Source organism: Fictibacillus sp. BK138 (assembly GCF_004216955.1).
GTDB lineage: Bacteria > Bacillota > Bacilli > Bacillales > Fictibacillaceae > Fictibacillus.
Map to the genome: position 1 here is coordinate 2996794 of NZ_SGXL01000001.1, position 25168 is coordinate 3021961.

Consider the following 25168-nt stretch of genomic DNA (forward strand, 5'->3'; position numbering starts at 1 on the left):
TGATGAATGAAATTATAACTGGCTTTTCTAAATAAAAAAGAGACCTTCGTAAGTACGATGGTCTCTAACATTTAACATTTCTATTTAAAGAGGCAGGCTGTGTAACAGACATCGTAATTGGTTTGTTCTGAAATTGTACTTTTGTCACAACAGTCCCCTCCTTTATTCCCTTTATTTTCCTAACACTAAAATTGTACCCTATTTTTATTCTATTGGGTAGTTTTTTCCAAACATTCATCTACTTTTAATTTCATTGCAGTAATCACTGTTTTTTTGTACCGTATTGCTAAAATGAGAATTTTTGTTTTCTCAACACGGGATAAACTCTTAAATCGAGGTTCTTCTTTTAAAAAATTTCGGATAATGGAAATGCTCTTAGGGCTTAACTTATTAAAAAAATCCTTATTTTCCTTCTCCTGTTTATTCACATTGAATATTCGGCAAAACAAATATTTTAGCTCTGTGGATAATTTATTTTCATCTATAATACAAGGAGCACATTTATTTTTTGTATGTTTTTGAAGATACTCATATCGATCATTTCCACTGATGATCGTGTAGGTACCATCCTTTTCTTTTTTCACAACTAAAATGTGCATACAATCCCACATGATATTTCTAAGTTTTTTTATGTGCTCGGTTATTTTAACAGTGAGATTAGGCTTAATTTTTCTTAACGGAATATATTGTACATTTAACCTCATCCGCTCCTCCTCCTTTTCGTGAGTAGGCATACAGCCAATATATGTTCAAATCTAAGCATTTGGAACAATAAAAAAAACCATCGGGTGCCCAATAAGGGCTGGCCGATGGCTTACATATTATGCAGTTTTATTTTTACGAATAAAGTTGCGGATATCTCTGTTCCCGATAAACTTTTTAGACTGTTCATCCCATAGCTTAAACGTCAATGACTTTAAGCTTGTTAAAAGCGTAAGTGTAGGAACATCTTGAAGCCTAGGATCACTTTTATGCGCCTTTTCAAGATGGTAGTTAGGAACTCGGGAATTCAAGTGATGCACATGGTGGAATCCGATGTTTCCAGTGAACCATTGAAGCACTTTAGGAAGCTTGTAGAACGAACTTCCTTTTAAAGCAGCCTCTACATAGTTCCACTTTTCGTTATGCTCGAAATAACCATCTTCAAACTGATGCTGTACATAAAACAGCCAAACGCCTGAGAATGTTGCAATATAAAAGATCGGAAGTTCAACTAACAGGAATGCTTTCCATCCAATCGCAAAACCTACTGATAAAACAATGGCCACTAATGCAACGTTTGTCAGCCATACATGGATCTTTTCCTTTTTCGAAGCGTTTTTAGCATTAAAACGGTAATTGATTAAAAAGATATATAAGGGTCCGATCAAGAAAAGAACGATCGGGTTTCGATATGTTCGATATTGTAATCTTTTAAACCATGAAGCTTCTGCATATTCCTGCAATGTCATCGTCCAAACGTCACCAACACCGCGCTTTTCCAAGTTTCCGTTTGTAGCATGATGAGTTGCGTGGCTGTTCTTCCATTGCTCATATGAACAAAAAGTAAATAGCCCTGTAAAGATACCAACGATTTGATTAGCGCGTCGGCTCTTAAAAAATGAATAGTGTGTGCAATCATGAAAAATGATAAATGTGCGGACTAAGAAGCCTGCTGCTGGAACTGCACAGAGAAGTGTTAACCAAAACGATATATTTAAACTCAGATAAGCTAAAACCCATAAGATCAGGAATGGCCCAACTGAATTAATTAACTGCCATACACTTGCTGATATACGCGGTCGTTCAAACGGTGCTAATTTTTTCTTCCATTCACGAATGTCGTACTTCGAATGTTCGCTCATTAAATCAGTCTCCTTTATTTCACATCTTAACTATCTTAACACAGATTATGTGATTAGCCTCTACTTATATTTGTCGAATTATGAACAAATTATATGACCAGGTACTAATATACGCAAAAAAACCGGCTCCCTCCAGCAAAAGAAGGGAACCGGCACAGATATTTTTTTACTTATATTTTTACTTTTTCTTTGTATTGATATACAGTTTGCCTGCTGCTCTTTCGTGCGTCTCGTTGCCGTAGTCATCAGAAGCAATTACTTCAATTACAGCTCCTGGAGCTTTTACATTAGACGTTGCTGTGTAGTATCCTTCGTAATGTCCTTCTGACGTTTCACGCATCGGAAGCTCAGTAGCGTTCGCCACTCCACCTGCGTTTGTAAGCGGCATGTGGATCACGAATACTACATCAAGACCAGGCTCACTGTCAAACTCGATCTTCACAGACTCCCCGCTCTTCAGCTCTTTGTCTGTATCAGGCAGCAAGTTCTCAATAACTGGTGCTTCAAACTTCGCATACACTTTTACAGTCTTCGCATGACGGTTACCGGCTTTATCAAGAGCCACCACTTTGATCACATTTTCTCCTTCGTTCAGAAGCATACGATGTCTATAGTTGCCTTCTTCATCAACCTGCGCTTTTTGACCATTTACTTTTACCCAGTCAAGGTTAGCTTCATCAACTGTACCTGTAACTGTTACAGACTCACGATTTGTTTTCATATTGTTTTCAGGTGAAGTGATGCTTACTCTCGGTTTTGTCTGATCCAGCGTAATCGTTACTGGAGCTGATTCATCTGTTGAACCTTGCTCTGTAACGGCTTTCGCTGTAAGTGTATTCGCACCATTCTCAAGCGTGATATCTGCAGAGAACGTTCCTTCATCTGTAGTTGCCACACTCGCTACTTCTTCTCCGTCGTTATAGATCTCAACGGTTGTTGTTGGAGCAGCTGTACCGGATACCGTTACATTTTCTTCATTTGTAAAAGATCCATCTGCTGGAGACGTGATGACAGGTGCCGTTACCTCGTAGTTAACAACAGCACGTATCATGTAGTTTCCTTCATCTTCAGGAGACTGAGACCAAGCTCCTCCAACTAACTGATAGCTTCGGCCTGCCCATTCGCCATCTTCATCCGTTCCAAGACCTGGTGTGTTCGGATTCGGATGACTCTGAATGTACACCATGTAGAAATCTCCATCTACCATGATGCCATGCTCACTTAAGTCAACATGTGTCCATTCTCCGTTACGAAGTGCAGTTGCATCAAACGGACCTGCTAGTTTCTTACCAGGTGTTCCCTCTGGACCGCTTGCATCGTAAACAGCCACTTGGAAATCAGTTCCGCCTGGTACTGGCCACTCTGTATCCCAGAATCGGAACAATCCGCCTGTAACTGCTGCTTTTTCATTTCCTTCAGCAAGGGACATTTTCACTGCCCACCCATTACCTGCATCATAGAATGCTCGTGCGTTTTCTGCTGTGCCATCATCATAGCCGATCTCGCCTGGATAACCAATGAAAGGTTTTAATTCGATGTTTTGTTCAGCAGATTCTCCACCAGTGATTGTAACTGATGCTTCTTCGCTGTAGTAAGAAGGAGCAACTACTTTTAAAGTGTACTCTCCTTCATAAGCTTCAATTGTGTACGTTCCATCTTCATTTGTTTCGACCGGTGCAACTGCTGCATCTTCCATAAGCATCACAGTAGCTCCAGCAACTGGTTCTCCAGTTACTTCATTTGTTACTGTACCTGAAACAGTACCTCTTGGAATTTCTTCTAAAGTAAAGTTTGCAATAGCTGTTCCGTCTTGCTCAACATTTACAGTTTGAGTTGCTGAACGGAATCCGTATGCTTCAGCCATTACTGTGTAAGTTCCTGCTGCATGAGTTAAGCCGTACGATCCATCTTGAGGATCTGTATAAACTGATCTTCCAGACTCGAGTACACTTACTTGTGCTCTCATCGGAAGTGCCATCGGCGCTGCATCACCGTCTTTAGATGGCTCTTTTTCTTCTGAAGGCTTCATTGGTGAGATTTTTGCTGGATCTACCTTTGGCTTCGCTTCTAAAGATGGTGCTTTATCGATAGAACCTTTACCTAATTTAGCTTTTTGAGCAGGTGCTAAAGGCTGATCCATAAGCTTCACATCATCTAAATACCAGCCAGCTTTTACAACTGAACCGTCTGTTGTAACATTGAATGCTACATAAATGCGCTGACCAGCGTATTCACTTAAATCTACTTCTCCATCGATCCAACCTCCGGAAGTAGAGTTAACACGCAGTTTCTGTGTCCAGTTTTCCATATCAGTAGAAACAAATACATGTCCATAATCATAGTTGCGTTCTAGGTCATGCCATTGTTTGAACTGCAGATAGCTGTTGCCCTCAGGCAGATCAACTGGAGGCATCACGAGTGTCATGTTAGCACTGTTTGCATAGTTTCCTACAAGGTTAGTCGCATACACTTTTTCACCTGAGTGTGCTGCTCCAGGTCCGCTTGCTGGAACACCGTGCTCCCAGCTGTTGTTATTACCATACGAAGTCCAACCGGTCGGACTGCCTTCGAAATCTTCCTCATAGCCTGTTGAAATACCCGGTAAGAGCGTTACTGTATAATCGTCTGTAGAAACCTCATTACCACCGAAGTCGTTGACGATCCACTTATAAACGATCTGATCACCTGTTAATACATCCCCAGGAATGGTTGCCGCATACGTGCCAGACTTATAGTCTCCGCCCGTTCGTTCAGCAGCCACTTCACTCCAGCTTCCATCTTCATTTTGGTAGCTTAATAGAACTGAAGTTACACTGATATTATCTGATGCTTGTGCCTCTAGGTTTAAAGGCATTTCTTTGTAAGACTCACTTGGTGCTTCATGTGTGATAGAAGGAGCTTCGTTATCCTCTCCCTCTTTTGTTACTGTCCCTTCAATTCTTCCTAACCCAGTAACTACGGAAGATACAGCTGTAAAAGCATTTACAAGCCCATGTCCGTAACCATTGTTAGGAGAGTCAGGGAACGTTGCATCCGTTAACGGTGTTGCCGTTGACATGAGGATCTCTTCCATTTCTTCTACCGTTAAGCTCGCATCAGCTTGGCGAAGCAATGCCGCTATTGCTGATACGTGAGGTCCTGCCATAGATGTTCCATTCCATCCGCCTTCATAAGCACTTCCAGGAACAGAAGAACGAATATTTACGCCTGGAGCTGAGATTTCAGGCTTCGTTTCATCATAAGGGGAAGGACCTTGAAGTGAGAAACTAGCTAAACTGTTGTTAATGTCTGTTGCACCTGTTGCAAACGATTCAGGATAGTTTGCAGGTGTCGCTACAGATCCAGGACCGCCTGGATTAAAAATAGTTGTGTTACCAGCTGAGAATTCCGGGAAAATTTCAGCTGCACGCCATGCCGCAACCATTTCTCTGTACCACTCATCAAGTCCAGGACCGCCGCCCCAAGAGTTGTTAACAACGTCTGGCGCTTTTTCAGGGTGAGGGTTTCCTGCTGCATCTTTAGGAGCAAGAATCCATTCACCAGCTTCTAATAGATCAACATCCGATCCGCCGTTTGCAGAGAATGCTTTTACAGCAATCCATTTTGCACCTGGCGCAACTCCGATCTGATTTGCTCCACTAGGCTCTGAACCTACCATCGTACCCGTAACGTGTGTACCATGACCAAGATCATCGTATGCAGCTGCTTGTCCGCCAACTGCATCGAACCAGTTGTACTCATGGTTTGCCGCATCAGGGTTTGCAGGATCAAATCCACGATACTTCTCTTTCAGGGCTGGGTGATTCCACTGTACACCCGTATCAATGGATGCTACAACCGTTCCAGCGCCATCTATTCCCATATTCCAAACGGCAGGAGCTCCTACACGTTCGATATTCCACTCTATGGATGATGTTTCATTTTTCGGTTGTACCTGTAATGCAGATTTTTGTTGAGGTTTTTCAGGAAGTTTAACAGAACTTACTGGCTGAATAAGCTGTCTTGTTTCATTTGGAAGGACTTTCTCAACTTCAGGGAAGGCTGCGATTTCTTCCATAACCTCTTTTGTAGCCGTTACTGCCATACCGTTAACGACATAAAAAGATTGGATATCTGCTGCCTTTCCAGCTTTCTGTTGTTTTTCTAAGTAAGTTTTAGTGTGCTGTTGAGTTTCAAGTGCTTTTGCACGAAGAGAGGATACTACTGAAGAACGTTTCATTAGTTTTGATTGATTCGCAGTTAGCTTTTGGGATTTAGCCTCTTTAGCAGCTTTCTTTGCTACCTGAGCCGTGTCCACCTGGTCTTTAAATTTGATAAGGAACGTGACCTTATCCTTTTTGCTGAATTGTTCATTTAGTTTTTTGGAGACCTTACTTTTAGTACCTTCTACTGCTGCCTTTTTTGCTGATGTAGAAGGTTTGTCTTTCGATACGGCATTAGCTTGAGACGGGAACATCAATGGAACAACCATTAAAAAAGCTAAAAATACGGATAACCATCGTACTTTTTTTCGTTTTTTACTCATGTTGCTTTTCCCTCCCTATTCATTTTTGTCGTACAGATCAAACCAGTAAAAGTAATTCCCGGTCACACCTCCTGCTTTTTTGATAAAAATCTAGTAATTCTTTGTTGCTATTTAAAGGATAAAGCATAAGTTCTGTAAATTAATGTAAGAATATGTCGCTTTTTTACCTGTAGATTGGAAAATAAATCCTTTGTATGAGACGATATTCACTTTTTCATGACTATTGGACAAGAAAAATTTTAAACGATTTAATTATCGGAAATATTACTGTCATATGAACCAGGACGAATGGACTTATTTTAGTAAAATAAGAAATCTTTGTAAAAAAATGTGAATTACGTACCTCTTTTTCTATTACATATCCTCTACTTAACTACCAAAAATTTTCTTCAAATTTTCTTACGAACAAAGAGAAACCAATATTTAATGTATCCCCGTTCAAATTCTTCCCTCCAGATTGCCCATTAGCATTTCAGGCAAAACGATATATAATACCCAAAGAAGATCAACACTTATTATCCTAAAAGATATATACCAAATGACTCAGTGCCGCTTAATAAACCGCATTTGTCGTTTTATGGCATAAAAAAATCTCTCTCTTTAAAAGAGAGAGACTTCAATGATTACTCTGGCCGGTCTAATGAGAAGGTTTCTCCAAGTTTTGCATAAGCAGTTCCGGCAAGTCTTCCAATAGGCCGTAATTTTTCTGCATCTATTCTACCACCACTATATAATTCTTCAGCAATATGATAATGAACTACTCTTCCAATAAGAAGATCGGTTGCAGGCTGATCTGCTGTTCCGCCAAGCGGCAAGATTTGTTCCACAACACATTCCATCCGGACTTTTGCTTCCGCAATCCCCGGAACCTTTACTTTAACAGAATCAACAGCTGTTAACTTTGCAAGATCCACTTCACTTTCTTCAGGACCAAGGTTAGCGGCAGTGAGATTTACCTTTTCAATATAGGTTTCATCTGGAATATGAACGACAAATTCGCCTTGTGCTTCTGCATTTCGTGATGTATCTTTTTGAATACCGTTCTTTCTGCCGATAGAGATAGCGATCAAAGGCGGATTAGAAGTTAGAGCATTAAAGTAGCTGAATGGTGCAGCATTTAAGACTCCGCTGGTTGATAAGGTACTGACAAATGCAATCGGCCTCGGGATGATGCTTCCTGTTAAAAATTTGTAGTTCTCTTTTATGGAAAGATCGTCAGGATCGATCGATTTCATTCTCTCACCTCTTTAGCTAAAATTTGCGGTAAACCATTCTGCCGCTTCTTCTACTTCAGCTCTAGTAAGCTGATGTCCCATATTCTCCCATTTCACCTGTACCTTTGCACCCGCATTGGCAAGTAAGTTCTCAAGCTCTTCCGTTTCTGCAGCAGGACAGATCGGATCATTCTTACCTGCTCCTATAAATACAGGAAGATTAGCAAGATCGGGCAGCTCAATCCCTCTCCTTGGTACCATTGGGTGATGCAGGATCGCTCCTTTTAACGCATTTTCGTAATGGAAGATCAGGCTTCCAGCAATATTTGCTCCGTTAGAATATCCGACTGCAACCACGTTGTTTCGATCAAACTGATATTTTTTTGCGGATTCATCTATAAATTCGTTAAGTTCTTTTGTACGGAAAATCAGATCTTCCTCATCAAAGACACCTTCTGCTAATCTGCGGAAAAACCGGGGCATACCATTTTCAGAAACATTGCCCCGTACACTTAATACAGCAGAATCTGGCGAAATCATATCTGCTAGAGCCAATAAGTCTTCTTCATTTCCTCCAGTACCATGCAATAAGAGAAGTACTGGCTTTCTTTCATCGGACCCTTTTTTAAACAAATGTTTCATTTATTTGTCCTCCTCTAAAACTCTTGCTTCTGCAGGAAGCAGGTGGCTTTGTATTTGGTCTCGATGCGGTACGAGCCATGGCGGCAGAAGCAGGCTCTTCCCGAGTTCCTCTTCTGTCTCATCCCGAGTAAATCCAGGAGGGTCTGTTGCTATTTCAAAGAGAATTTGTCCTTCTTCACGGAAATAGATGGCATTAAAATATTGACGGTCGATGATCTCTGTTACATGAAAATCATTTTCCTTCACGTGCTTTTGCCACATTTCATGTTCATCATAACTGCTGGCGCGCCATGCAATATGATGGACTGTGCCAACTCCGCTCACCCCTCGAGCTTCAGGTGATAATTTAATATCAATGACATTTCCAAGATCGCTTGCCGCTTTAAAACGAAGGTAATCTCCATCTTGGCCGAATTTTTCAAGGCCCATGACTTCTGTTAATACCTTTTCCGTCTTATGAGGTGCGGCTGAAAATAACACAGCCCCACCAAAACCTTTTATAGCGTACTGTGGTGTGATTTTACCAAACGACCACGTACTGTTCTCACCTTCACGTCTTGAAACAATCTCCAGCTGCAGGCCATGCGGATCATTAAATTCAAGATATTCTTCTTGAAAACGAACCGATTTTTTATATTCAACATGAAATTGAAGAAGTCTTTCTTCCCAAAATGAAAGGGCTCCTTCAGGTACAACAAATGAAGTTGTCCCTACCTGTCCGCTTCCGACCCTTCCCCGGTACGCATCAGGCCAAGGAAAGAAGGTCATGATCGTTCCAGGTTTCCCACCTTCATCACCAAAATAAAGGTGATACGTTCCTGGATCATCAAAGTTTACGGTTTTTTTAACTAACCTAAGACCAAGGATACCAGCATAAAAGTCCACATTTTCTTGAGGGTTTCCGACAATTGCTGTTATATGATGAATTCCATCTGTATGCATCGTCATAACGTTTAACATCCCTTCATTAACTAACTTATTTTTTGTAAGTTAATTATATGAAAATAAACTTACTTTTGTCAAGTAACTATATTTGTTTGCGGTTTAAATCTTGAGTCCCCTAATTTATGTACGTTAAAACCTATACTTAGCTTTACCCTTATTGAGGGAGCAGAAACGGATAGATCAACAACAATCAAAAAGTCCACATGGCATGTATTTTCCACGTGGACAAAAAGTGAGTTTGTATTTGTTTGGGGTCAGACCCCTTTTAGAAATCGAAGTTATCTGGATCTGGACCAATGCGGCGGTCTTCATTAAGAGCATCGATTTTTGCCATATCTTCAAGAGACAGCTCAAAGTCAAAGATATCTGCATTCTCAACGATGCGGTGCTGTTTAACTGATTTCGGGATCGTTACAACTCCATTTTGAAGATCCCAGCGAAGGATGATCTGTGCTACAGATTTTCCGTATTTCTCAGCAAGTTCTACAAGTGACGGCTCATTCAGCAATTCACCTTGCATAAGCGGGCTCCATGCCTCCATCTGGATTCCGTTGTCTTTACAAAATAGAAGCAGTTCCTTTTGGGCAAGACGCGGATGGTATTCTACCTGGTTCACCATCGGCTTGATTTCACAATCAGCTAGAATGTCTTCTAAGTGATGGACCTTGAAGTTAGAAACTCCGATCGCTTTTACTTTTCCATCTTTATATAACTTTTCTAATGCACGCCATGTTTCTTTGTATTTCCCTTTAACAGGCCAATGAACGAGATAAAGGTCTAAATATTCAAGTCCGAGCTTTTCCATGCTTGTCTCAAAAGCAGCAAGCGTACTCTCGTATCCCTGGTCCTTATTCCACACTTTAGTTGTAATGAATAGTTCTTCACGCGGAACACCAGTTTCTTTGATTGCTTGTCCAACGCCTTCTTCGTTTTTGTAGATCGCAGCTGTATCAATGCTTTTGTATCCAGCTTCGATTGCCCACTTAACTGAATCAATAACTTCTTGTCCTTCTTCTACTTTAAATACCCCAAGGCCAAACCAAGGCATCTTTACTCCATTGTGCAAAACTGTAGTATCCTGCAATGTTTTAATAGCTGTCATCTGTTTAATAGCCTCCATTTCTACATCTCATATTTGCTTATAAAAAGATATTGTCACATTCTGCTGTAGAAAGGAAACATTTCGACTTTTAGAAGGTATTTTAATCCTTCTATGGAAGTAGTATCCAACACAATATTTAAAATGGGGTGTTAACGTGAAGGACAACTTGATTCAATTTAAATCGAAAACAGAATCACTAAAGCATAATCCTGAACAAGAAATAACCCTGATTCAGGAAATTAGAGAACTGTTATCGGAATTTCACTGTAATTATCCTTTAGTAACAAAAAAGGCCATTTTACTTCGCATCGATCAACTAACAGATGAACTCATCTTCAATAAAAGGTGATTAAAAGGAAGCTTGTCTTTGAATCACATTTAATAATACATCTAATTCCTGACTGCACTTTACAGTTTCCTTGCTGGTTAATCCTTTACGGTCTGCAACTTCTACCAGCTTTTCTTTTTTTTCTTTTATGCATTCCATTAGAAGAGAGTTATTCCATTCTTTTTTCTCCACGAAAATCGGCTCCTCTTTTGTCATTTTAGTACTTCTTGATTATTATGACGGCTTTTTGCCGACTTGAAAATACTTTCCACAAAAGAAGAAGTAATGTTACAAATCCGGACATTTTTTTACACGTCTAATCGTCATAAAGACCTAATATTTCCTACAGGTTTATGCATTATTCAGCCGCATTCTCCTGTATTTTCAAACTTTTTTCTGATAGATTCACCCGATAAAAAAGTTAATTTGCATATAGAAAACTCTATAGAACAATAAAAGGATGGGGGTCCCCCATCCTTTTATTGTTTCCGGTCATTATAGTAATTTACGGAGTACATGGCTCCCTCTTCCACCATCTTATTATCATCGACATCCATCGGATCTGGGTGCCCGGCTTTATTAATTGGCAGCTGAGTCCGTTCGATATGATCTGGACGAACTCTTCGTTTTAAGTCTTTTATTTTCATTTTCGTTTTTATACGATTTGGTTTAAAAGAGAGCCAGACTAATGCACCTGTACCAAGACCGATCAAAGCCCATGATTGAGTTTTTAATAATCTACTTGTTGTTTTCATTTGTGTTTGGGTTGCAGTTTGCATGTATAACGCCTCCTTGGCTTTAAGTTACCCCAATTCACTAAAGACGTAACATGATTTTTTTGTTAAAAATATTACAGTCCGCCTAATTCCAAAAAATATAAGCTTTTGTCCATACACCCTTAACACCTATCACATATAATGTATCGAAGTCGAAAGTACAAATCGTAAGGAGGAGTTTTAGAATGTATGCAAATTCACCGGTAAATGCTTCACTAGCGAACGCACCAATGTATGGTGGCGGATATGGTTATTGTGGTGGCGGAGGTTATGGCAAGAGTTTTGCGATCATAGTAGTTCTATTCATCCTTCTCATAATCGTTGGTACTACGTGGGCGCACAAAGGCAAAGATTGCTAATTTGTTCGCTTAAAAAAAGGGTGCGGTTTTATTACCGTACCCTTTTTACATATATTGCTTCGCTTTTTTATGAAATTGTGCAGTTCTGATGTAGTCAATGATCTTTGTACTGATCCACTGACAAATGACAGCAAACAAAATAATGGAGGCTCCAACCGTTAGCGCAGTGAAAAGCAGCAAGATGCTGTTGATCCAAAATAATATGATACCTGGCTTCTTTCCTGTCCACTTCGCAATAATTAAAGCTAGAATATCCATTCCCCCGGATGAAGCTCCATAACGAAACAGAACTCCTACCCCTACACCAAATATTAAAGCGCCGTAAATTACATCAAAAAGAATATTATTTATTGGATTTTGTATCAAAGAACCCAGCCAATCCACCGTTATTGAAGTTACCGCCACACAATAGATCGTCCACAATGCGGTTTGTTTTCCAAGTTTCTTTACGGCAAGCAGCAGTAAGCCAAAATTTATAACCCATAATGTCAGACCAAGAGGCACCTGAAAGAAATAATCGTTTAATATGGCGATGCCTGCCACTCCACCCGATGGAACAGCGTGCGGAAATAAAAAAAATGCCATCGCAAGTCCTTGTAAAAAAGCCCCGATTGTAAACCAAATTACTTTATGCAACCTTTATCCCTTCTTTTCCCTGAAGCGTCTTTTCAACTATTCATTTTAGACTCTTCTCAACAGATTGCAAGGGAGGTTCACAAATTTTGTTCATTTTTGAATTTTGAGCTAGTCCAAGCATATCTTGATAGGATTGTGCATAGGTTTATTATAATTTCTCCTTTTTAGAGGAATAGGGCCCTGTTCATCTCTTTGCAGAAATAACACATTATGAAACAGCAGAAAGGTGGACAATATATTGAGTCATCACAATTCTAGTGATATTAAAGCGATTGAACAAAAAGCAAGAGAAGACCATAAGGATGCAGATCTGGCACGTTCAGCTGTGCAAGAAGTCCTATTGCAAAAACTAGTCCAAACAAGCAGAAGCGGTAAAGATAAAAAATAAAGAAGGCTGGCTCGGAAGGACGCTTCCGAACCAGCCTTTGGCATTTCATTTATGACTAATTTAAAACTCTGGTTCCTAAACTTCGAAGTGCATCAACGGCAATCCGGCTATTTTCCCCCTGTGCAGAAACACAGCAAACTCCTTGCATGCCATTTAACAAACTCATACTCAGCTGACTTTTTGCGTTAATCCTAAGTGCGTTGCATTCCAAATAGATCTGGCACTCATCAAATTCATTCGCCTTAATGACCATTTCCTGAATCCAAGCCGGTTTGATTTTTTCTTGAATCATAAAATATGTTTTCATTTCTCCGATTCCCTCTTTTCAGTCCGCCTAATTTTAATCGTACAGAAAGAATGTAAATTGCATTTAAACGCAGTGTAAGTTTTTTGTGGCTTATCGTTTTATCTTTATGAGAGAAGTGAAAAAAAATGGTATGAAAAAAGCACTAAATTGCAACATTATGTGTAGAACGATTATGAAGGAGCGTAACAATGGCGTACTATATAGCTTGTGATTATGACGAACCCGACCGTCAGACGTACAGGGGTATTGTTATTATTGATACTTTAACGAATGAAGTGGCACACCGCTTCTTCTCCGGGAATTTTGATCATGATTTTCAAGAATATCAAAGCTGGCTCGAAGATACCGAGCCCTATTATTACGAAGGAGAAAGTTTAGTGAATTATATTGGTGATCTGCATGATCCTGCCTTAAGTGAGGGTCCGGATCTACACCTGTTTTGAGCTAGAGAGTGTGGCCTTTGAGCGAAAAGGGAAGATTTTGAGCGAAACTAAAGTAGTTTGAGCGTAGCGAGATAATCTTGAGCGTAACTCGACTTTTTTGAGCGAAACCTTAAAGAGTCTGAGCGAACTTGTAATAAATATAAGAACACGTACCGTAATAACCCAAATAAACACGCCAGGGAGTCCGCACCCTGGCGTGTTTCTCATATTAATCTTTATTTGTAAAATCAATAATCCGTATCGGATTGCCTGCCTCATCTTTATAGATGGCATATCTACCTGGGGGGATACTGCAAGGTGTTTTAACAAAATGGAGTCTGGTCTCGTTGTCATCATAGAATTGATCGACGCTGTCAACAACAAATACCCCGCCTGGTCCAAGTTCCAGTTCGTCTTCCTCGATCATTAACTGAACTTCACAATCAGGCATAGCTAATCCCATCACTTGATTACCTTCACGCCAAGCTTCGGTCATACCGAGTCCCTCATAGTACCGTTGTGATTCTTGTAAATCTTTTACCGGGTGAAACAAAAATGCGAGCTTCATTCCCAAACCCCCTCGTAAAAAATTCTGTATTATGTGTTTAAATTGTATTCGCATCTGATTTGTGTATACGTAACTTTCCATCTATGCTGTTTATTTTCCTGCATCCTACAAATAAAAAATGATAAAAACAAAAAAAAATCAGGGCTGCCAAAAGTAAGATTAAATTAATTTCGGGACAGCCCCTCTACATGATTTAATAATATGGGTACGGCGGGTACGGCGGATATACAGGGTAGATTGGGTAAGGGCGCGGTGCCAATGCTAATCCAGCGATAGTTCCGAGTGTTAGACCGATCAGAGCAGGTGCAAAGAAACGATCACTGCTCTCATCCTCCTGGTTTGAACTATACGGAAGAATGTAGGCCTTTTCATGATCTACATATTTTAGGACACCATGATACCTTGTTCCGCAGTGGCAATCGATATAGACGGATCTGCCAAGATATCGGAGGCACAGGTGGTACGTTTGGTATGACAAAGGGTAAACCTCCCAGCTTGTTTTTGCCTTCTCTACACCATATGTCCAACCCTATATTTTGACAGAGACAAGTGTCCTGCTCCTGTTAATTTTCTTTAGATGGCTGCAATACGAGATGTCTGCTTTCATTCTCTTTTTTTATTTTTAATTCTGTAACATGGTACTTGCCGGTTGCCCAATCCTTTACTTGATCGCTGTACCATGGGCTTAGGACGTGTCCTGATTGACCAGGTCCTACTACATGATTGGCCTTTGATGTGTCAGCCATATCGATGATCATTCTCCATGCGCCACCGTGAGTAATGTTTCCTGTTTCGCGATTCCAGCCGGCTACTCCGACTGTAACACGGCTGCCTCCCATCTCTTCTGTATCAGGGTTAAACAAAAGATTCAAAGGTTTAATAGCAGCTAATGGATGCTCAAAAGTCAGTGAATGAAATTTGCCCCATCTCCAATTGGCAATATCTTCACTATATTGATCAGAGAGCTTCGTGATCATGCTTGAAAAAGAATTTTGAGCAACTTTTTCGAGTCCTCCGTTCTGCGTGATCCAAGGCCCTGGATTCCCTGCATATGCTTTACGGATAAGTTCATCCACTACTTGTTCCCTACCGTCAAACATCTTCATCATTTCCTCACTGATTTCATCTTCAAAGAGTTCCTGACTGAAGGATTCAATCCAAATATGAAAAATAAGAGGAGCCGCACTGTCTTTGCTATCATTTTTATTCCATTCTTTGAGGACAGCAACAACTTCTTCTTCTTTTTTTGATAATGGTTCATTCATTACCTGTTCTAAAAGAATCGGAAGCATTTCCTCTGCTTGTTTATTCGCCTGATCGAACTGAAGAGCTTTCATATCATCTACCGTCAATTTTTTATTTGTTTCTAGCACTTCAACGATTCTTTTCTGCCTGTAGGGCTGTGCGAATGTATCTGATATATGATAAGGATACGAATCAGATGTTACTTTGTTGTTAGCAGTTGCGATAAACCCTTTTTCTGGATTTACAGTTGTCGGGAGCTCGTTCCAAGGAATATAGCCGCTCCACTCATATTTGTCCGTCCATCCCGGTACAGGAAGAGATGTATAGTCTTGCTTCCTGATCGGTATGAGACCATTTGCTTTATATGCTATTGTTCCGTCTGTGCTCGCAAAAACAAAGTTCTGAGCTGGGGTGTGAAAAGACTCTAACGCCTTTTCAAACTGCTGCCAATTTTTCGCACGATTCATTTGAATGACTGCTTCTAATTCCTTCGAGGGTTGAAGTGCTGTCCATCTTAAAGCCAATGCTGTTCCCGGTTTATCTTGATGAGCAAATTCTGAGATCACCGGCCCATGCCTTGTAATCACAACCTCATGCTCGACATCGGGTTTATCCTTTACTTTGATTACTTCCTTTAACACATCGGCTTTTTCCCAGTTGGCCATGTACTGAAATTCATAAGGATTATCCGGATTCCTCTTTTCTACATACAATTCCTGAACATCAGGACCAACATTTGTTACACCCCAGGCAATTTGTTTGTTATGACCTACAATAATTCCTGGAATTCCTGCAAAGATGACTCCGCTTACTTCATAATCTCGTGCTTTTAAATGGGTCTGATACCAGATAGATGGAGTACCAAGTTGCAGATGCGGGTCGTTAGCCAGGAATGGTTTACCTGATTCCGTTTTTCTTCCCGAAACCACCCAGTTGTTGCTTCCGTTGTGAAAGTTGGGAATGACAGCATCTGCGAAACTTTTATTGAAATCAAGACCACTCTTTTTTAAATCTTCTAATATAGTTGGGGCATCTGCCGGATAACCTGGAAAAAGATCCAAAGCTTTTTCTTTTGGAAATTTCTCCATCAAATAGTAGCGGAAAGCTTGTCCCTCCCAATGTCCTCCGAGGTCAAACGCCATATATTTTCCGATTACCAGTGAATCGATAGGGGTCCACTTTTCTGGTTTGTAGCCGACCAGCAAAAATTCGATCGGCAACGTACTCTCCTTTTTTGCTTGCTCCAAATAAACGTTTACTCCATCTGCATACCATTGAAGATATTGTTTAGCTTCAGAAGAATATTCGTTATAAGATGCTTCAGCCGCTCTTCTCAATCCAAGAGTCCTAAAAAACTGGTCCCTTGAAAGAGTCTTTTCCCCAATGACTTCACTTAGCATTCCAGAAGCTTGTCTTCGGCTAAGGTCCATTTGAAACATTCTGTCCTGCGCGGTTACATATCCCTGTGCCATAAACAGATCTTTCATAGAGTCTGCCTCAATATGAGGGACCCCATGATTGTCTCTGTACACATCTACTTTTGAAGTCAATCCATTTAAGACAAGCGTTCCCTCTACTTGAGGTTCACTTTTTTGCAATAAAAAATATGCGGTACCTGCTGCAGCTACTAAAATAACGAGAAGTGCTGCTCCAATAATGATTAAACTCTTTCTCCAAGATAACCTTTTACGAATGCTTTTTCTCTGAAGTGCACCGTCCACACAGGATCCCCCTTTATCTGACAATCTACCTATATAAATTCTCTGAAAGGATGGTATTACCTGTGAAAAAAGTAAGAAAAGTACAATATTAAGGGAAACAGCAATACTTTCCGCCTGATTTTTCAAAAAACAGACAGAATTTTCAGAATTATGTCGAATGTATCAACAAGCAGTTTATTATCAAGGCTCTTTTCTAATAGATTGTTGCTTTTAAATCCGTGCCTTCTTTGACAGTTGATTGGAGTGGAAGGTGCGAGACTCCTACGGGACAGGCGGGCAGGTGAGACACTTAAAAGTGAAACGTCCGAATGTGGCTCACCGTCTGCCCCGTGGAAAGCGAGCAGCCTGAAGCGCAAATCAACTACTTCCAACAGCCACAAAATACATGAAAAAAAGGAGAGATGTATAATGGCTAAACTTCTAGTAGATTTTGAACTCAGCCATGGCCAGGAGAAAATCACTCAAGGCAACATTGTTATAGTGAATATCAACCCTGGAAAATCAAATCTCCATGATCAAGTTAGGAACCTGATCGCTGAACAATTCAACTGCTCTGCCGGTATCATTTCTATCAAGGAAATTAAAATGAACACTTAGACGTAGTGATTGGAGGGCTTCTCAAAAAAAAAAAAAAGAGGTGCTTTAATCAAGAAGCACCTCTCTATGTATAGGGGACTTTATTATCTCACCTATACACAGCTAAAAAAAGTTCCATAAGTCATATAACGGTCGACCTAGTTCCATCCCTTTTATCGGTAATTTTTAAAAACAAAGGTCATGCTATAAAACTTTTGGCATGTTAAAAGTGGGAGCAAATAATACTCTCAATCTCATCTTCCTTCATTCTCCCTGAAATCCCTGGAGTTTCAGCAAAGTATTTCACAGCCTCGTCGCATGTCAACCCAATCTGACTGAGTCCCTTCGCGATTGTTGTTAAATAAGTGGCTGGCGGCGGGTTCAAATTCTGTTCATGCAGATCCAGATTGCATGTGAACGTGACCATCGGATAGCCTTCTTCCTCACCTAGATAGACCATCCTGCTGTACCATCCTGATCCAAAATGGATGTATCCTTTCTCGATTACTTCCTCCAGATCTGCTTCTATTTCATCACAGCTGTTTTCTTGTGCTGTTACATCCAGGAACTGTTCAACCGTAACCAAATATTTTCGTCCATATGTTTTGTATTTCTCATTTTTTTCGTGACCGATAAAAGCTACTCCACCTTCACCCCACTTTGTCCGTTCTCTTGCAAAATATAAAGGGAATGGCAGAACAGCTTTGCCATTTTTTAAAGGCATGGCCGGATTTCTGCAGCCTCTTTCTTTTTGAGATGAACCTTCAGGCTGATCTCCAAGAATGTAGCATAAAAAGCGATGTTCCATCAGATTTGATCCATAACTTACATACCATACATAAGATGTGTCCAACCTTTTTCCTCCTCGAAATTTCCCCTGAATAACTGTCATGAAGTCCCCGTTTTTGTTATACATTGAAATACACAAGGGGGATTGAATAAAATGACTAGAACATGTTTAGTAGTCTTGCTCGGTGTGTTCATTTTCCTTCTCACTCTATTTATGGCTGTTCCCGTCATGTAAAACAAATTGTAGTATTCGTAGGTATTTTTAACCATTCAGTATTCATTGGAAAATAAAAAATAGAAATATCACGGAATAATATTAGGAAATTAAACCTATTGACCTAATTGTGATCATCAGAAATAGTTATTCCGATTCTTGTACGAATCGCGTATTCGGGATAAAATGGAAAACATACAATACTTTTCCTTCTCTATTTCTTGTACGAGTCTTGCCTACTATAAAAAGGAGGGATTGGGATGACGGTATTTGAAGCAATGTCGCTCATGATTGGTTTTTCAATGCTTGTTCTTACCATTATCCGCTCCAAAGACAACTCCTAAGAATAGAGAGAAGTTTTTTTCGTTTAGATTATGCCATGCAGGCGCATGGCTTATTTTTTCGTAATGCACCTCTATGTAATAGAATTACCTTCTATTTAAATTGTAAAACAAAAACCTTGCTGGAGGTATACTCTAGCAAGGTTTTTTCTGTTTTACGCTTTTTTAACGATAATTTGTCCATCAACCACATTAACTGCCAGCTTTTCTACATTCTCTTCATCCAGAAGTACGTCAGCAATCTTATCTTCGATGTGTTCTTGGATGATGCGGCGGAGCGGTCTAGCACCGAATGATGGGTGGTATCCTAACTTCGCCAGTTTGTGTTTGGCAGCATTTGTTACTGTTAATTCGATATTCTGCTCCTGAAGCTGTCCAGAAAGTTCTTTAAGCATCAAGTCAACAATTTTCACAAGATGTTCTTCTTTTAATGACTGGAATTGAACGATGCTGTCAAAACGGTTAAGGAACTCTGGCTTGAAATATCCGCCTAATGAATCAAGAATGTGGGTCTCTTTTTCCAATTGTTCAGCATTAAATCCAAGTTTCTTTGTTTGCTTAACAGATGCTCCTGCATTACTTGTCATAATGATTACTGTGTCTTTAAAGCTTACCGTACGTCCTTGGCTGTCTGTTAATCTTCCGTCTTCCATGATTTGAAGGAACATGTGCTGTACATCAGGATGTGCCTTCTCGATTTCATCCAATAACAGAATGCTGTATGGTTTGCGGCGCACCTGCTCTGTTAATTGGCCAGCCTCTTCATGTCCTACATATCCCGGAGGTGAACCGATCAATTTAGAAACCGCATGTTTTTCCATGTATTCACTCATGTCAAGGCGAATCATGCTGTCTTCATCCCCGAAGAGTTCTTTCGCCAATGTCTTTGTTAGTTCCGTTTTACCAACACCAGTCGGTCCTACAAACAAGAACGATCCGATCGGACGTTTCTTCGCCTTTAGACCTGCACGGCTTCTGCGGATCGCTTTTGCGACTTTTTCTACCGCCTCGTCTTGTCCGATTACTTGGGATGATAGTTTTGATGCCAATTCTTTCATTTTTGATTGTTCATCATTTTGTAGCTTGCGAACCGGAATGCCAGTTTTGTGTTCTACAATATGTTGAATATCTTCAACTTGAACGATTGCTGCATTTTTATTTTTTTCCTGCGTTTTTAATTTTTCTTCTAGCATCAATTCTTCCTGACGCAGTTTCGCAGCTAATTCATAATTCTCATCAGCAGCTGCTTTTTCTTTCTCTTTTACGATTTCTTCTAAACGCTCATCAATTGAAGACTTTTCGATCGTGATGTGCTGAAGATTGCTCTTTGAGCCAGCTTCGTCCATCAGGTCAATCGCTTTGTCAGGTAGGAATCGGTCCTGAATATAACGGTGTGAGAGCTGTACACACGCTCTTAGTGCATCTTCAGTAAATTTAACTTGATGATAGTCTTCGTATCGAGGTGCAAGACCTTTTAATATTTCAATCGCTTCATCTACTGTAGGCTCATTGACGATGATCGGCTGGAATCGGCGCTCTAGGGCAGCATCTTTCTCGATCTGACGGTACTCTTTAAGAGTAGTTGCGCCGACCATCTGAAGTTCACCGCGGGCTAGTGCTGGTTTTAGGATGTTCCCGGCATCCATAGATCCTTCTGCAGAGCCTGCTCCTACGATCTGATGGACTTCATCTACAAATAGAATGACATTTTTTCTTTTTTGAAGTTCAGCGATCAGCTGCTTCATACGCTCTTCAAACTGGCCTCTTACCCCCGTGTCTGCTACTAATGAAGCAACATCTAGCAGGTAGACTTCTTTATTTAAAAGCTTGCCCGGTACATTTCCTTCTACAATCTTAGAAGCCAGTCCTTCTGCGATTGCAGTCTTACCGACACCAGGTTCACCAATTAGTACTGGATTGTTTTTTGTACGTCTGTTTAATATCTCAATCACACGGCGTACTTCTTTTTCACGCCCGATAACAGGATCAATAATCCCCGCCTTAGCAGCGTCTGTTAAGTTACGCCCGAATTTATCTAAAAAGCCTCCGCCGCGTTTTCCTTTTTGCGTTTGCTGTTGCTGATGATTGTTTTGATCAGTAAATGCCTGACCACTCATCATCTGCTGAAATATATCATCGAAAGAAGAGAAGTTCATGTTCATTCCTCCCCCAGTATTCATTTCTTGTTTTACTTGATGGTAACAATCAGAGCAAAGTACAAATTGCTTTTTCTCTTTATTCATGGAGATACTCATTTGGATCGTAGCAGGATTAACTTCACATTGTTCACAACGCATATTTGTAACCCCCTCAAATTATTTTATTTAACTTGCGATAAACGCTTATTTGATTGTATTTTTTGATGAAAGTTTGACTTTGACTTTCTTTGACCTTTCATCTTTAATCATATTATACTTTGACCTTTTTTGACTTTCAAGTATTTTGTTTCTTCATTGAAATGAAGAGGTTGATTTCCACTCCAGGTGCTCGCTTTCAGCGGGGCGGGCGGTGAGCCTCCTGGCGCTCTACGCCTTCAGGAGTCTCACCTGTCCCACTCTCGTCCCGCAGGATTCTCGCACCTTGCGCTACAATCAACTTGCCAAGGAAGGGTATTCACAAACTTTGAAAGGAAAAATAAAAACTAAAAAGAGATGAGCTCTTAACTCATCTCTTCCCCAATTTAGTTCCAATTAAAAGTAATTTTTTGACGATAATCTTCTGTTTCGCCTTTTGCCGTCAACCAGACTTCTAATTCATAAGTACCTGCTTCTAAATCTTTGACTAAAATGTCCTGTTTAAACGTATCCGCCTGCTTTAGCTTTAAAGAAGATAATACCTGCATGAACATATGATTTTTTGAATACTGATAGACGATTTTGCCGTTCTTGTCCTTGATCACATAATCAAATTTCTGGCTTGTCGGAAATTGAAATACTTTTTCTTTCTCTGTTTGATTTTTTAATTCATAACGAAATAATATTCCTTTTTCATTCTGCGGCTCCAACACTTGAATAGAAGACTCAATACTACCTGCAACGATTCCATTCTGCCCTTCTTCAGGACGGTCTTTCTTTTGATCTTGTTTTCCATCACCCATCACCGGTTCTTCTCTCCCCTCAGATTGATTCGGACTGTCAGCCTTTCCGCAGCCCGTGACAGCTATTGAAATACATATTATTAAAAGTATAACACTCAACACATTTGTGCGTTTTGGCACGATGATCACCTCATCTGATAGTTTGGGCATATATGCTGATTTTCATGTTTAAAAAGGATTTTTGACTATGTTTATGTAAAATAGAACTATAACAACAAAAGGAGCGTGTTTTTCTTGAATATTGCACAAGCAGATCTTTTACTTGAAATGACAAAACGCACATCTGAAAAACGTGCCACGCAAAACGAAACCATCCTTAGGCAGCATAGCAGTGACGAATCCTATCACAGTCCAGTACTGCCTGATGTAGTAGTATACCCTTCATCCGCGGAAGAAATTTCTTCTATTATGTCATTCGCAAATGAAAACAAAATTCCTGTCGTACCTTTTGGCGCAGGTTCCAGTCTAGAAGGTCATTGTATTCCGGTTAAGGGAGGCATCTCCATTAATTTTCAGGAGATGAATCAAATCCTTGAGATTCGTCCCGATGACTTTTTAGTAAAAGTGCAGCCAGGTGTGACACGCACTCAGCTGAACCTTGCTCTAAAGAAGCATGGTTTGTTCTTCCCTGTCGATCCTGGTGCAGATGCAACAATCGGCGGGATGGCAGCAACGAATGCAAGCGGAACAACCAGTGTTAAATATGGAATCATGCGTGATCAAGTCCGAAACCTTCAAGTCGTATTAGCAGATGGACAAGTTATCCAAACAGGAGGGCTCGCGGCAAAGTCATCAGCGGGCTATCACCTGACAGGCATGTTTGTCGGTTCAGAAGGAACACTCGGGGTGTTTACCGAAATAACTTTAAAAGTTTACGGAATTCCTGAAGCTGTTTTAGCTGCACGTTGTACGTTCCCTTCTGTTCAATCTGCTGTTGAGGCCGCATCAGGTGTTCTAGGCTCAGGTACAGGAATTGCCCGTATCGAGCTTGTTGATGAACGTTCGATTGTCCAAGTAAACAACAACAGTGATACTTCCTATACCGAGGCACCTACACTCTTTTTAGAATTCCACGGTAATCCTGCAAGCGTTACATATGAAGCTTCACTTACAAAAGAGCTTCTCGAAAGCTTCGGTGGTGTAGAATGGGTAGAAGAACGGGACTCCAAGGCACGTGCAAAACTTTGGGAAGCGCGTCATCACTTAGCTTATGCATTCAAACACGGGTACCCTGGCAAATCGATGATGTTCACGGATGTCTGTCTTCCTTTATCTGAATTATCAGGAGCGATTGTACACGCGAGAGAAACAATGGATGCAATCGGTGTGCCTGGAGCCGTTCTTGGACATGTGGGAGATGGAAACTTTCATGCGATCCTGATGTACGACCCTATACGGCCAGAAGAACGCGAAAAGGCAGACAAAGTTAATTCGAGCATAGTGGAGTACGCACTAAACAAAGGCGGCACCTGCACCGGCGAACATGGCATCGGTATTGGAAAAGCAAAATATCTGGCGAAAGAGCACGCAGATACCTTGTCTATTATGTCAGGGATAAAAAAACAATTGGATCCAAATGACATTTTGAATCCAGGTAAAATCATAGTATAGATAATGAAACGGTAGGCTTGTATTTTTCGTATAAAGAAGGATTAAAATTAGGGGGATATTATTATGATCGTTGTTACGACAGAGAACATTAAAGGCTACGAAATTAAAGAAGTTAAGGGATCTGCATTCGGTATTGTAGTTCGTGCGCGAGGCATTGGCGGGGATATCATGGCGGGACTTCGTGGAATTATGGGTGGCGAAATCAAGGAGTATACGAGCATGCTTGAAGATGCACGTAAACAAGCTGTCGACCGCATGGTGAAAAATGCTTCTGAAATGGGTGCTAACGCAATCATTATGATGCGCTTTGATTCTGGTGAAATGGGCAACAACATGAGTGAGATCGTCGCTTATGGAACTGCCGTTGTTGCTGAAAAACAATGAGCTGGATAAGTATCTTAATCGGATGGCAAGTGCTCTCCATTCTCGTAATAATCGTTCTTGCTATTTTATCTTGGCTTTATTACGATAAACGCTATAAAAAAAGCGAGACCAAAGTTCCTACAGGCTATATTTGGACCGAAGAAATATCAATTGATCCATCAACAGGCAAAAAAGAACGCGTGTATTATAACCCGGATACTGGGGATAGGTTTTATAAAGAAGAATAGATATCAACCCAAAAGTGATTACACTTTTGGGTTTTATTTTTAGGTATTTTTTAGTATTTATGGAAAGGATTAAACTTTTTTTCTAAAGATAAAAATTCCATCTTCATCTCACCTAATAACTCTTTTTTACTTAACCTAAAATAAAGGCAGCGTATTAAATTTTTGAAATTAATTCTGCGTTTCATTGAAGTAATGTCTCTCCCGATAAGTTCTTCCTTTTTATAAAGCCACTCGATAAAAACGGGTAGTGGAACTTTCTTAAGTTCTATCATAGTAACAGCTGCTAGCGAAATCCTTTCATCTTCTTCAGCCTCAAAAACTTCTGAAGCACCTTCAGTTAATGCAAGTAGTGCATACCATAATTTTGCACATTCATTTAAAGCTGTGTAACTATTTTTCATACATTCATCAATGACATCTGCAATATGTGCTGGTGCATGTGCCCAACCTTTTCCCTCAAGGTAACCTCTATAATCTTTCTCAAGATCACAATAAGAACAAATTCTCTCTATCATTTGCTCATACTTTTTCCTGCTCAAGAATTTAATTCTATTATCTCTATTAAGAATTAATGCAATTAAGAGGGAAGAAAACGAACGTAAAAATACGCTATCTGTTCCGGACTCACCGATTCTATAAAATAACATATCTTCAGATAAAGCTTTGTCTAGGAGAATTTCTAATTGTTCTTCATTTAAAAGTTTCTTTTTTAACAACCATTGATTTAATATACCGTATCCAAGAGTATCTCGTAATTCAGCATCCGTAGATCCTAATATACCGATAATATCTTGAATGGCCTCAAATTCTGTCTTACCATCAGGAAGATTGTAATCATCCTTAATTATGCTTCTCAACTCTTCTTTATCCATTTCATCAATCCTTTCATAAAGCAAAAGCCGCCAAT

At 40.2% G+C, this 25168-nt stretch carries 27 protein-coding genes; 9 read left to right on the top strand and 18 right to left on the bottom strand.

The features are described from left to right. Nucleotides 1-209 precede the first annotated feature (209 nt). The 7 genes from EV282_RS15130 to EV282_RS15160 all read right to left on the bottom strand — a co-directional run bounded on the left by EV282_RS15130 (nt 210) and on the right by EV282_RS15160 (nt 10290). Nucleotides 210-704, bottom strand: a complete 495-nt coding sequence (locus EV282_RS15130) for a hypothetical protein (protein WP_130296592.1) — start codon at nt 702-704, stop codon at nt 210-212. Between the two features lie 117 nt (nt 705-821). Further along, complete coding sequence (locus EV282_RS15135) at nt 822-1844, bottom strand: fatty acid desaturase (RefSeq protein WP_130296593.1); 1023 nt, start codon at nt 1842-1844, stop codon at nt 822-824. A gap of 178 nt (nt 1845-2022) precedes the next feature. Next, the gene (locus tag EV282_RS15140; protein ID WP_130296594.1) at nt 2023-6369 is read right to left on the bottom strand and encodes a S8 family peptidase; all 4347 of its coding nucleotides are present in this window, start codon (nt 6367-6369) and stop codon (nt 2023-2025) included. A gap of 623 nt (nt 6370-6992) precedes the next feature. Beyond that, entirely contained in the window at nt 6993-7604 is a 612-nt protein-coding gene (locus EV282_RS15145; RefSeq protein ID WP_130296595.1) for a flavin reductase family protein, read from the bottom strand. Nucleotides 7605-7616: 12 nt separating this feature from the next. Continuing rightward, complete coding sequence (locus tag EV282_RS15150; protein WP_130296596.1) at nt 7617-8225, bottom strand: alpha/beta hydrolase; 609 nt, start codon at nt 8223-8225, stop codon at nt 7617-7619. After that, nucleotides 8226-9173 (bottom strand): ring-cleaving dioxygenase, encoded by a 948-nt coding sequence (locus EV282_RS15155; protein WP_130296597.1) that lies wholly within the window; start codon nt 9171-9173, stop codon nt 8226-8228. Between the two features lie 262 nt (nt 9174-9435). After that, nucleotides 9436-10290 (bottom strand): aldo/keto reductase, encoded by an 855-nt coding sequence (locus EV282_RS15160; RefSeq protein WP_278043779.1) that lies wholly within the window; start codon nt 10288-10290, stop codon nt 9436-9438. 136 nt (nt 10291-10426) lie between these two features. Here EV282_RS15160 and EV282_RS15165 point away from each other — a divergent pair, with 136 nt between their 5' ends. Next, on the top strand, nt 10427-10621 hold the full coding sequence (locus tag EV282_RS15165) for a hypothetical protein (RefSeq protein WP_130296598.1): 195 nt from the start codon (nt 10427-10429) through the stop codon (nt 10619-10621). Here EV282_RS15165 and EV282_RS15170 read toward each other — a convergent pair whose 3' ends face one another. Further along, nucleotides 10622-10759, bottom strand: a complete 138-nt coding sequence (locus EV282_RS15170; protein ID WP_226536614.1) for an aspartyl-phosphate phosphatase Spo0E family protein — start codon at nt 10757-10759, stop codon at nt 10622-10624. Between the two features lie 320 nt (nt 10760-11079). Continuing rightward, nucleotides 11080-11379 (bottom strand): hypothetical protein, encoded by a 300-nt coding sequence (locus tag EV282_RS15175; protein WP_130296600.1) that lies wholly within the window; start codon nt 11377-11379, stop codon nt 11080-11082. A 182-nt stretch (nt 11380-11561) separates the two neighbouring features. Here EV282_RS15175 and EV282_RS15180 point away from each other — a divergent pair, with 182 nt between their 5' ends. Further along, entirely contained in the window at nt 11562-11735 is a 174-nt protein-coding gene (locus EV282_RS15180; protein ID WP_379832789.1) for a YjcZ family sporulation protein, read from the top strand. A 45-nt stretch (nt 11736-11780) separates the two neighbouring features. Here EV282_RS15180 and EV282_RS15185 read toward each other — a convergent pair whose 3' ends face one another. Continuing rightward, nucleotides 11781-12371, bottom strand: a complete 591-nt coding sequence (locus EV282_RS15185; protein WP_226536588.1) for a YitT family protein — start codon at nt 12369-12371, stop codon at nt 11781-11783. A 238-nt stretch (nt 12372-12609) separates the two neighbouring features. Here EV282_RS15185 and EV282_RS20345 point away from each other — a divergent pair, with 238 nt between their 5' ends. Continuing rightward, complete coding sequence (locus EV282_RS20345) at nt 12610-12759, top strand: hypothetical protein (protein WP_165389485.1); 150 nt, start codon at nt 12610-12612, stop codon at nt 12757-12759. Nucleotides 12760-12814: 55 nt separating this feature from the next. Here the strand turns inward: EV282_RS20345 and EV282_RS15190 are convergent, their stop codons facing one another. Continuing rightward, nucleotides 12815-13066, bottom strand: coding sequence for an HPr family phosphocarrier protein (locus EV282_RS15190; RefSeq protein WP_130296601.1), 252 nt, complete (start codon nt 13064-13066; stop codon nt 12815-12817). A 188-nt stretch (nt 13067-13254) separates the two neighbouring features. On the opposite strand from EV282_RS15190, the gene EV282_RS15195 reads away from it, so the two are divergent. Further along, the gene (locus EV282_RS15195) at nt 13255-13509 is read left to right on the top strand and encodes a hypothetical protein (protein WP_130296602.1); all 255 of its coding nucleotides are present in this window, start codon (nt 13255-13257) and stop codon (nt 13507-13509) included. A 208-nt stretch (nt 13510-13717) separates the two neighbouring features. Here EV282_RS15195 and EV282_RS15200 read toward each other — a convergent pair whose 3' ends face one another. From EV282_RS15200 to EV282_RS15210, 3 genes are all read right to left on the bottom strand, one after another. Next, a complete protein-coding gene (locus EV282_RS15200; protein ID WP_130296603.1) occupies nt 13718-14056 on the bottom strand; it encodes a VOC family protein in 339 nt (112 codons plus the stop codon). Between the two features lie 193 nt (nt 14057-14249). Next, complete coding sequence (locus EV282_RS15205) at nt 14250-14534, bottom strand: hypothetical protein (RefSeq protein WP_130296604.1); 285 nt, start codon at nt 14532-14534, stop codon at nt 14250-14252. A gap of 85 nt (nt 14535-14619) precedes the next feature. Further along, nucleotides 14620-17022, bottom strand: coding sequence for a penicillin acylase family protein (locus EV282_RS15210; RefSeq protein ID WP_130296605.1), 2403 nt, complete (start codon nt 17020-17022; stop codon nt 14620-14622). Between the two features lie 408 nt (nt 17023-17430). Between EV282_RS15210 and EV282_RS15215 the strand changes: the two genes are divergently transcribed. Beyond that, nucleotides 17431-17619 carry a hypothetical protein gene (locus EV282_RS15215; RefSeq protein WP_130296606.1) on the top strand — a complete coding sequence of 63 codons (189 nt, stop codon included), beginning with the start codon at nt 17431-17433 and terminating at the stop codon, nt 17617-17619. A 202-nt stretch (nt 17620-17821) separates the two neighbouring features. Here the strand turns inward: EV282_RS15215 and EV282_RS15220 are convergent, their stop codons facing one another. After that, a complete protein-coding gene (locus EV282_RS15220; RefSeq protein WP_226536582.1) occupies nt 17822-18451 on the bottom strand; it encodes a hypothetical protein in 630 nt (209 codons plus the stop codon). A gap of 410 nt (nt 18452-18861) precedes the next feature. Between EV282_RS15220 and EV282_RS20700 the strand changes: the two genes are divergently transcribed. Then, nucleotides 18862-18945, top strand: a complete 84-nt coding sequence (locus EV282_RS20700; RefSeq protein ID WP_226536613.1) for a putative holin-like toxin — start codon at nt 18862-18864, stop codon at nt 18943-18945. 152 nt (nt 18946-19097) lie between these two features. Here EV282_RS20700 and EV282_RS15225 read toward each other — a convergent pair whose 3' ends face one another. Continuing rightward, nucleotides 19098-21239, bottom strand: coding sequence for an ATP-dependent Clp protease ATP-binding subunit (locus EV282_RS15225; protein ID WP_130296608.1), 2142 nt, complete (start codon nt 21237-21239; stop codon nt 19098-19100). Nucleotides 21240-21622: 383 nt separating this feature from the next. Next, complete coding sequence (locus EV282_RS15230; protein ID WP_165389486.1) at nt 21623-22159, bottom strand: BsuPI-related putative proteinase inhibitor; 537 nt, start codon at nt 22157-22159, stop codon at nt 21623-21625. Nucleotides 22160-22306: 147 nt separating this feature from the next. Here EV282_RS15230 and EV282_RS15235 point away from each other — a divergent pair, with 147 nt between their 5' ends. From EV282_RS15235 to EV282_RS15245, 3 genes are all read left to right on the top strand, one after another. Then, nucleotides 22307-23650: an FAD-binding oxidoreductase gene (locus EV282_RS15235; RefSeq protein ID WP_130297024.1), complete on the top strand. Its 1344-nt coding sequence runs from the start codon at nt 22307-22309 to the stop codon at nt 23648-23650. A 63-nt stretch (nt 23651-23713) separates the two neighbouring features. After that, nucleotides 23714-24034, top strand: a complete 321-nt coding sequence (locus tag EV282_RS15240) for a YbjQ family protein (protein WP_130296610.1) — start codon at nt 23714-23716, stop codon at nt 24032-24034. Further along, nucleotides 24031-24261: a hypothetical protein gene (locus EV282_RS15245; RefSeq protein ID WP_130296611.1), complete on the top strand. Its 231-nt coding sequence runs from the start codon at nt 24031-24033 to the stop codon at nt 24259-24261. The genes EV282_RS15240 and EV282_RS15245 overlap by 4 nt, the downstream gene beginning before the upstream one ends. Nucleotides 24262-24311: 50 nt before the next feature. On the opposite strand, the gene EV282_RS15250 is transcribed toward EV282_RS15245, so the two are convergent. Then, a complete protein-coding gene (locus tag EV282_RS15250; protein ID WP_130296612.1) occupies nt 24312-25133 on the bottom strand; it encodes a DUF2785 domain-containing protein in 822 nt (273 codons plus the stop codon). Nucleotides 25134-25168: the final 35 nt, after the last annotated feature.

Excerpts from the sequence above, each read along its gene's own strand:
- EV282_RS15130 (WP_130296592.1), bottom strand. The coding sequence starts at position 704 with ATGAGGTTAAATGTACAATATATTCCGTTAAGAAAAATTAAGCCTAAT.
- EV282_RS15135 (WP_130296593.1), bottom strand. The coding sequence starts at position 1,844 with ATGAGCGAACATTCGAAGTACGACATTCGTGAATGGAAGAAAAAATTA.
- EV282_RS15140 (WP_130296594.1), bottom strand. The coding sequence starts at position 6,369 with ATGAGTAAAAAACGAAAAAAAGTACGATGGTTATCCGTATTTTTAGCT.
- EV282_RS15145 (WP_130296595.1), bottom strand. The coding sequence starts at position 7,604 with ATGAAATCGATCGATCCTGACGATCTTTCCATAAAAGAGAACTACAAA.
- EV282_RS15150 (WP_130296596.1), bottom strand. The coding sequence starts at position 8,225 with ATGAAACATTTGTTTAAAAAAGGGTCCGATGAAAGAAAGCCAGTACTT.
- EV282_RS15155 (WP_130296597.1), bottom strand. The coding sequence starts at position 9,173 with ATGACGATGCATACAGATGGAATTCATCATATAACAGCAATTGTCGGA.
- EV282_RS15160 (WP_278043779.1), bottom strand. The coding sequence starts at position 10,290 with ATGGAGGCTATTAAACAGATGACAGCTATTAAAACATTGCAGGATACT.
- EV282_RS15170 (WP_226536614.1), bottom strand. The coding sequence starts at position 10,759 with ATGGAATGCATAAAAGAAAAAAAAGAAAAGCTGGTAGAAGTTGCAGAC.
- EV282_RS15175 (WP_130296600.1), bottom strand. The coding sequence starts at position 11,379 with ATGCAAACTGCAACCCAAACACAAATGAAAACAACAAGTAGATTATTA.
- EV282_RS15180 (WP_379832789.1), top strand. The coding sequence starts at position 11,562 with ATGTATGCAAATTCACCGGTAAATGCTTCACTAGCGAACGCACCAATG.
- EV282_RS15190 (WP_130296601.1), bottom strand. The coding sequence starts at position 13,066 with ATGAAAACATATTTTATGATTCAAGAAAAAATCAAACCGGCTTGGATT.
- EV282_RS15195 (WP_130296602.1), top strand. The coding sequence starts at position 13,255 with ATGGCGTACTATATAGCTTGTGATTATGACGAACCCGACCGTCAGACG.
- EV282_RS15200 (WP_130296603.1), bottom strand. The coding sequence starts at position 14,056 with ATGAAGCTCGCATTTTTGTTTCACCCGGTAAAAGATTTACAAGAATCA.
- EV282_RS15215 (WP_130296606.1), top strand. The coding sequence starts at position 17,431 with ATGGCTAAACTTCTAGTAGATTTTGAACTCAGCCATGGCCAGGAGAAA.
- EV282_RS20700 (WP_226536613.1), top strand. The coding sequence starts at position 18,862 with ATGACGGTATTTGAAGCAATGTCGCTCATGATTGGTTTTTCAATGCTT.
- EV282_RS15225 (WP_130296608.1), bottom strand. The coding sequence starts at position 21,239 with ATGCGTTGTGAACAATGTGAAGTTAATCCTGCTACGATCCAAATGAGT.
- EV282_RS15235 (WP_130297024.1), top strand. The coding sequence starts at position 22,307 with ATGACAAAACGCACATCTGAAAAACGTGCCACGCAAAACGAAACCATC.
- EV282_RS15240 (WP_130296610.1), top strand. The coding sequence starts at position 23,714 with ATGATCGTTGTTACGACAGAGAACATTAAAGGCTACGAAATTAAAGAA.
- EV282_RS15245 (WP_130296611.1), top strand. The coding sequence starts at position 24,031 with ATGAGCTGGATAAGTATCTTAATCGGATGGCAAGTGCTCTCCATTCTC.
- EV282_RS15250 (WP_130296612.1), bottom strand. The coding sequence starts at position 25,133 with ATGGATAAAGAAGAGTTGAGAAGCATAATTAAGGATGATTACAATCTT.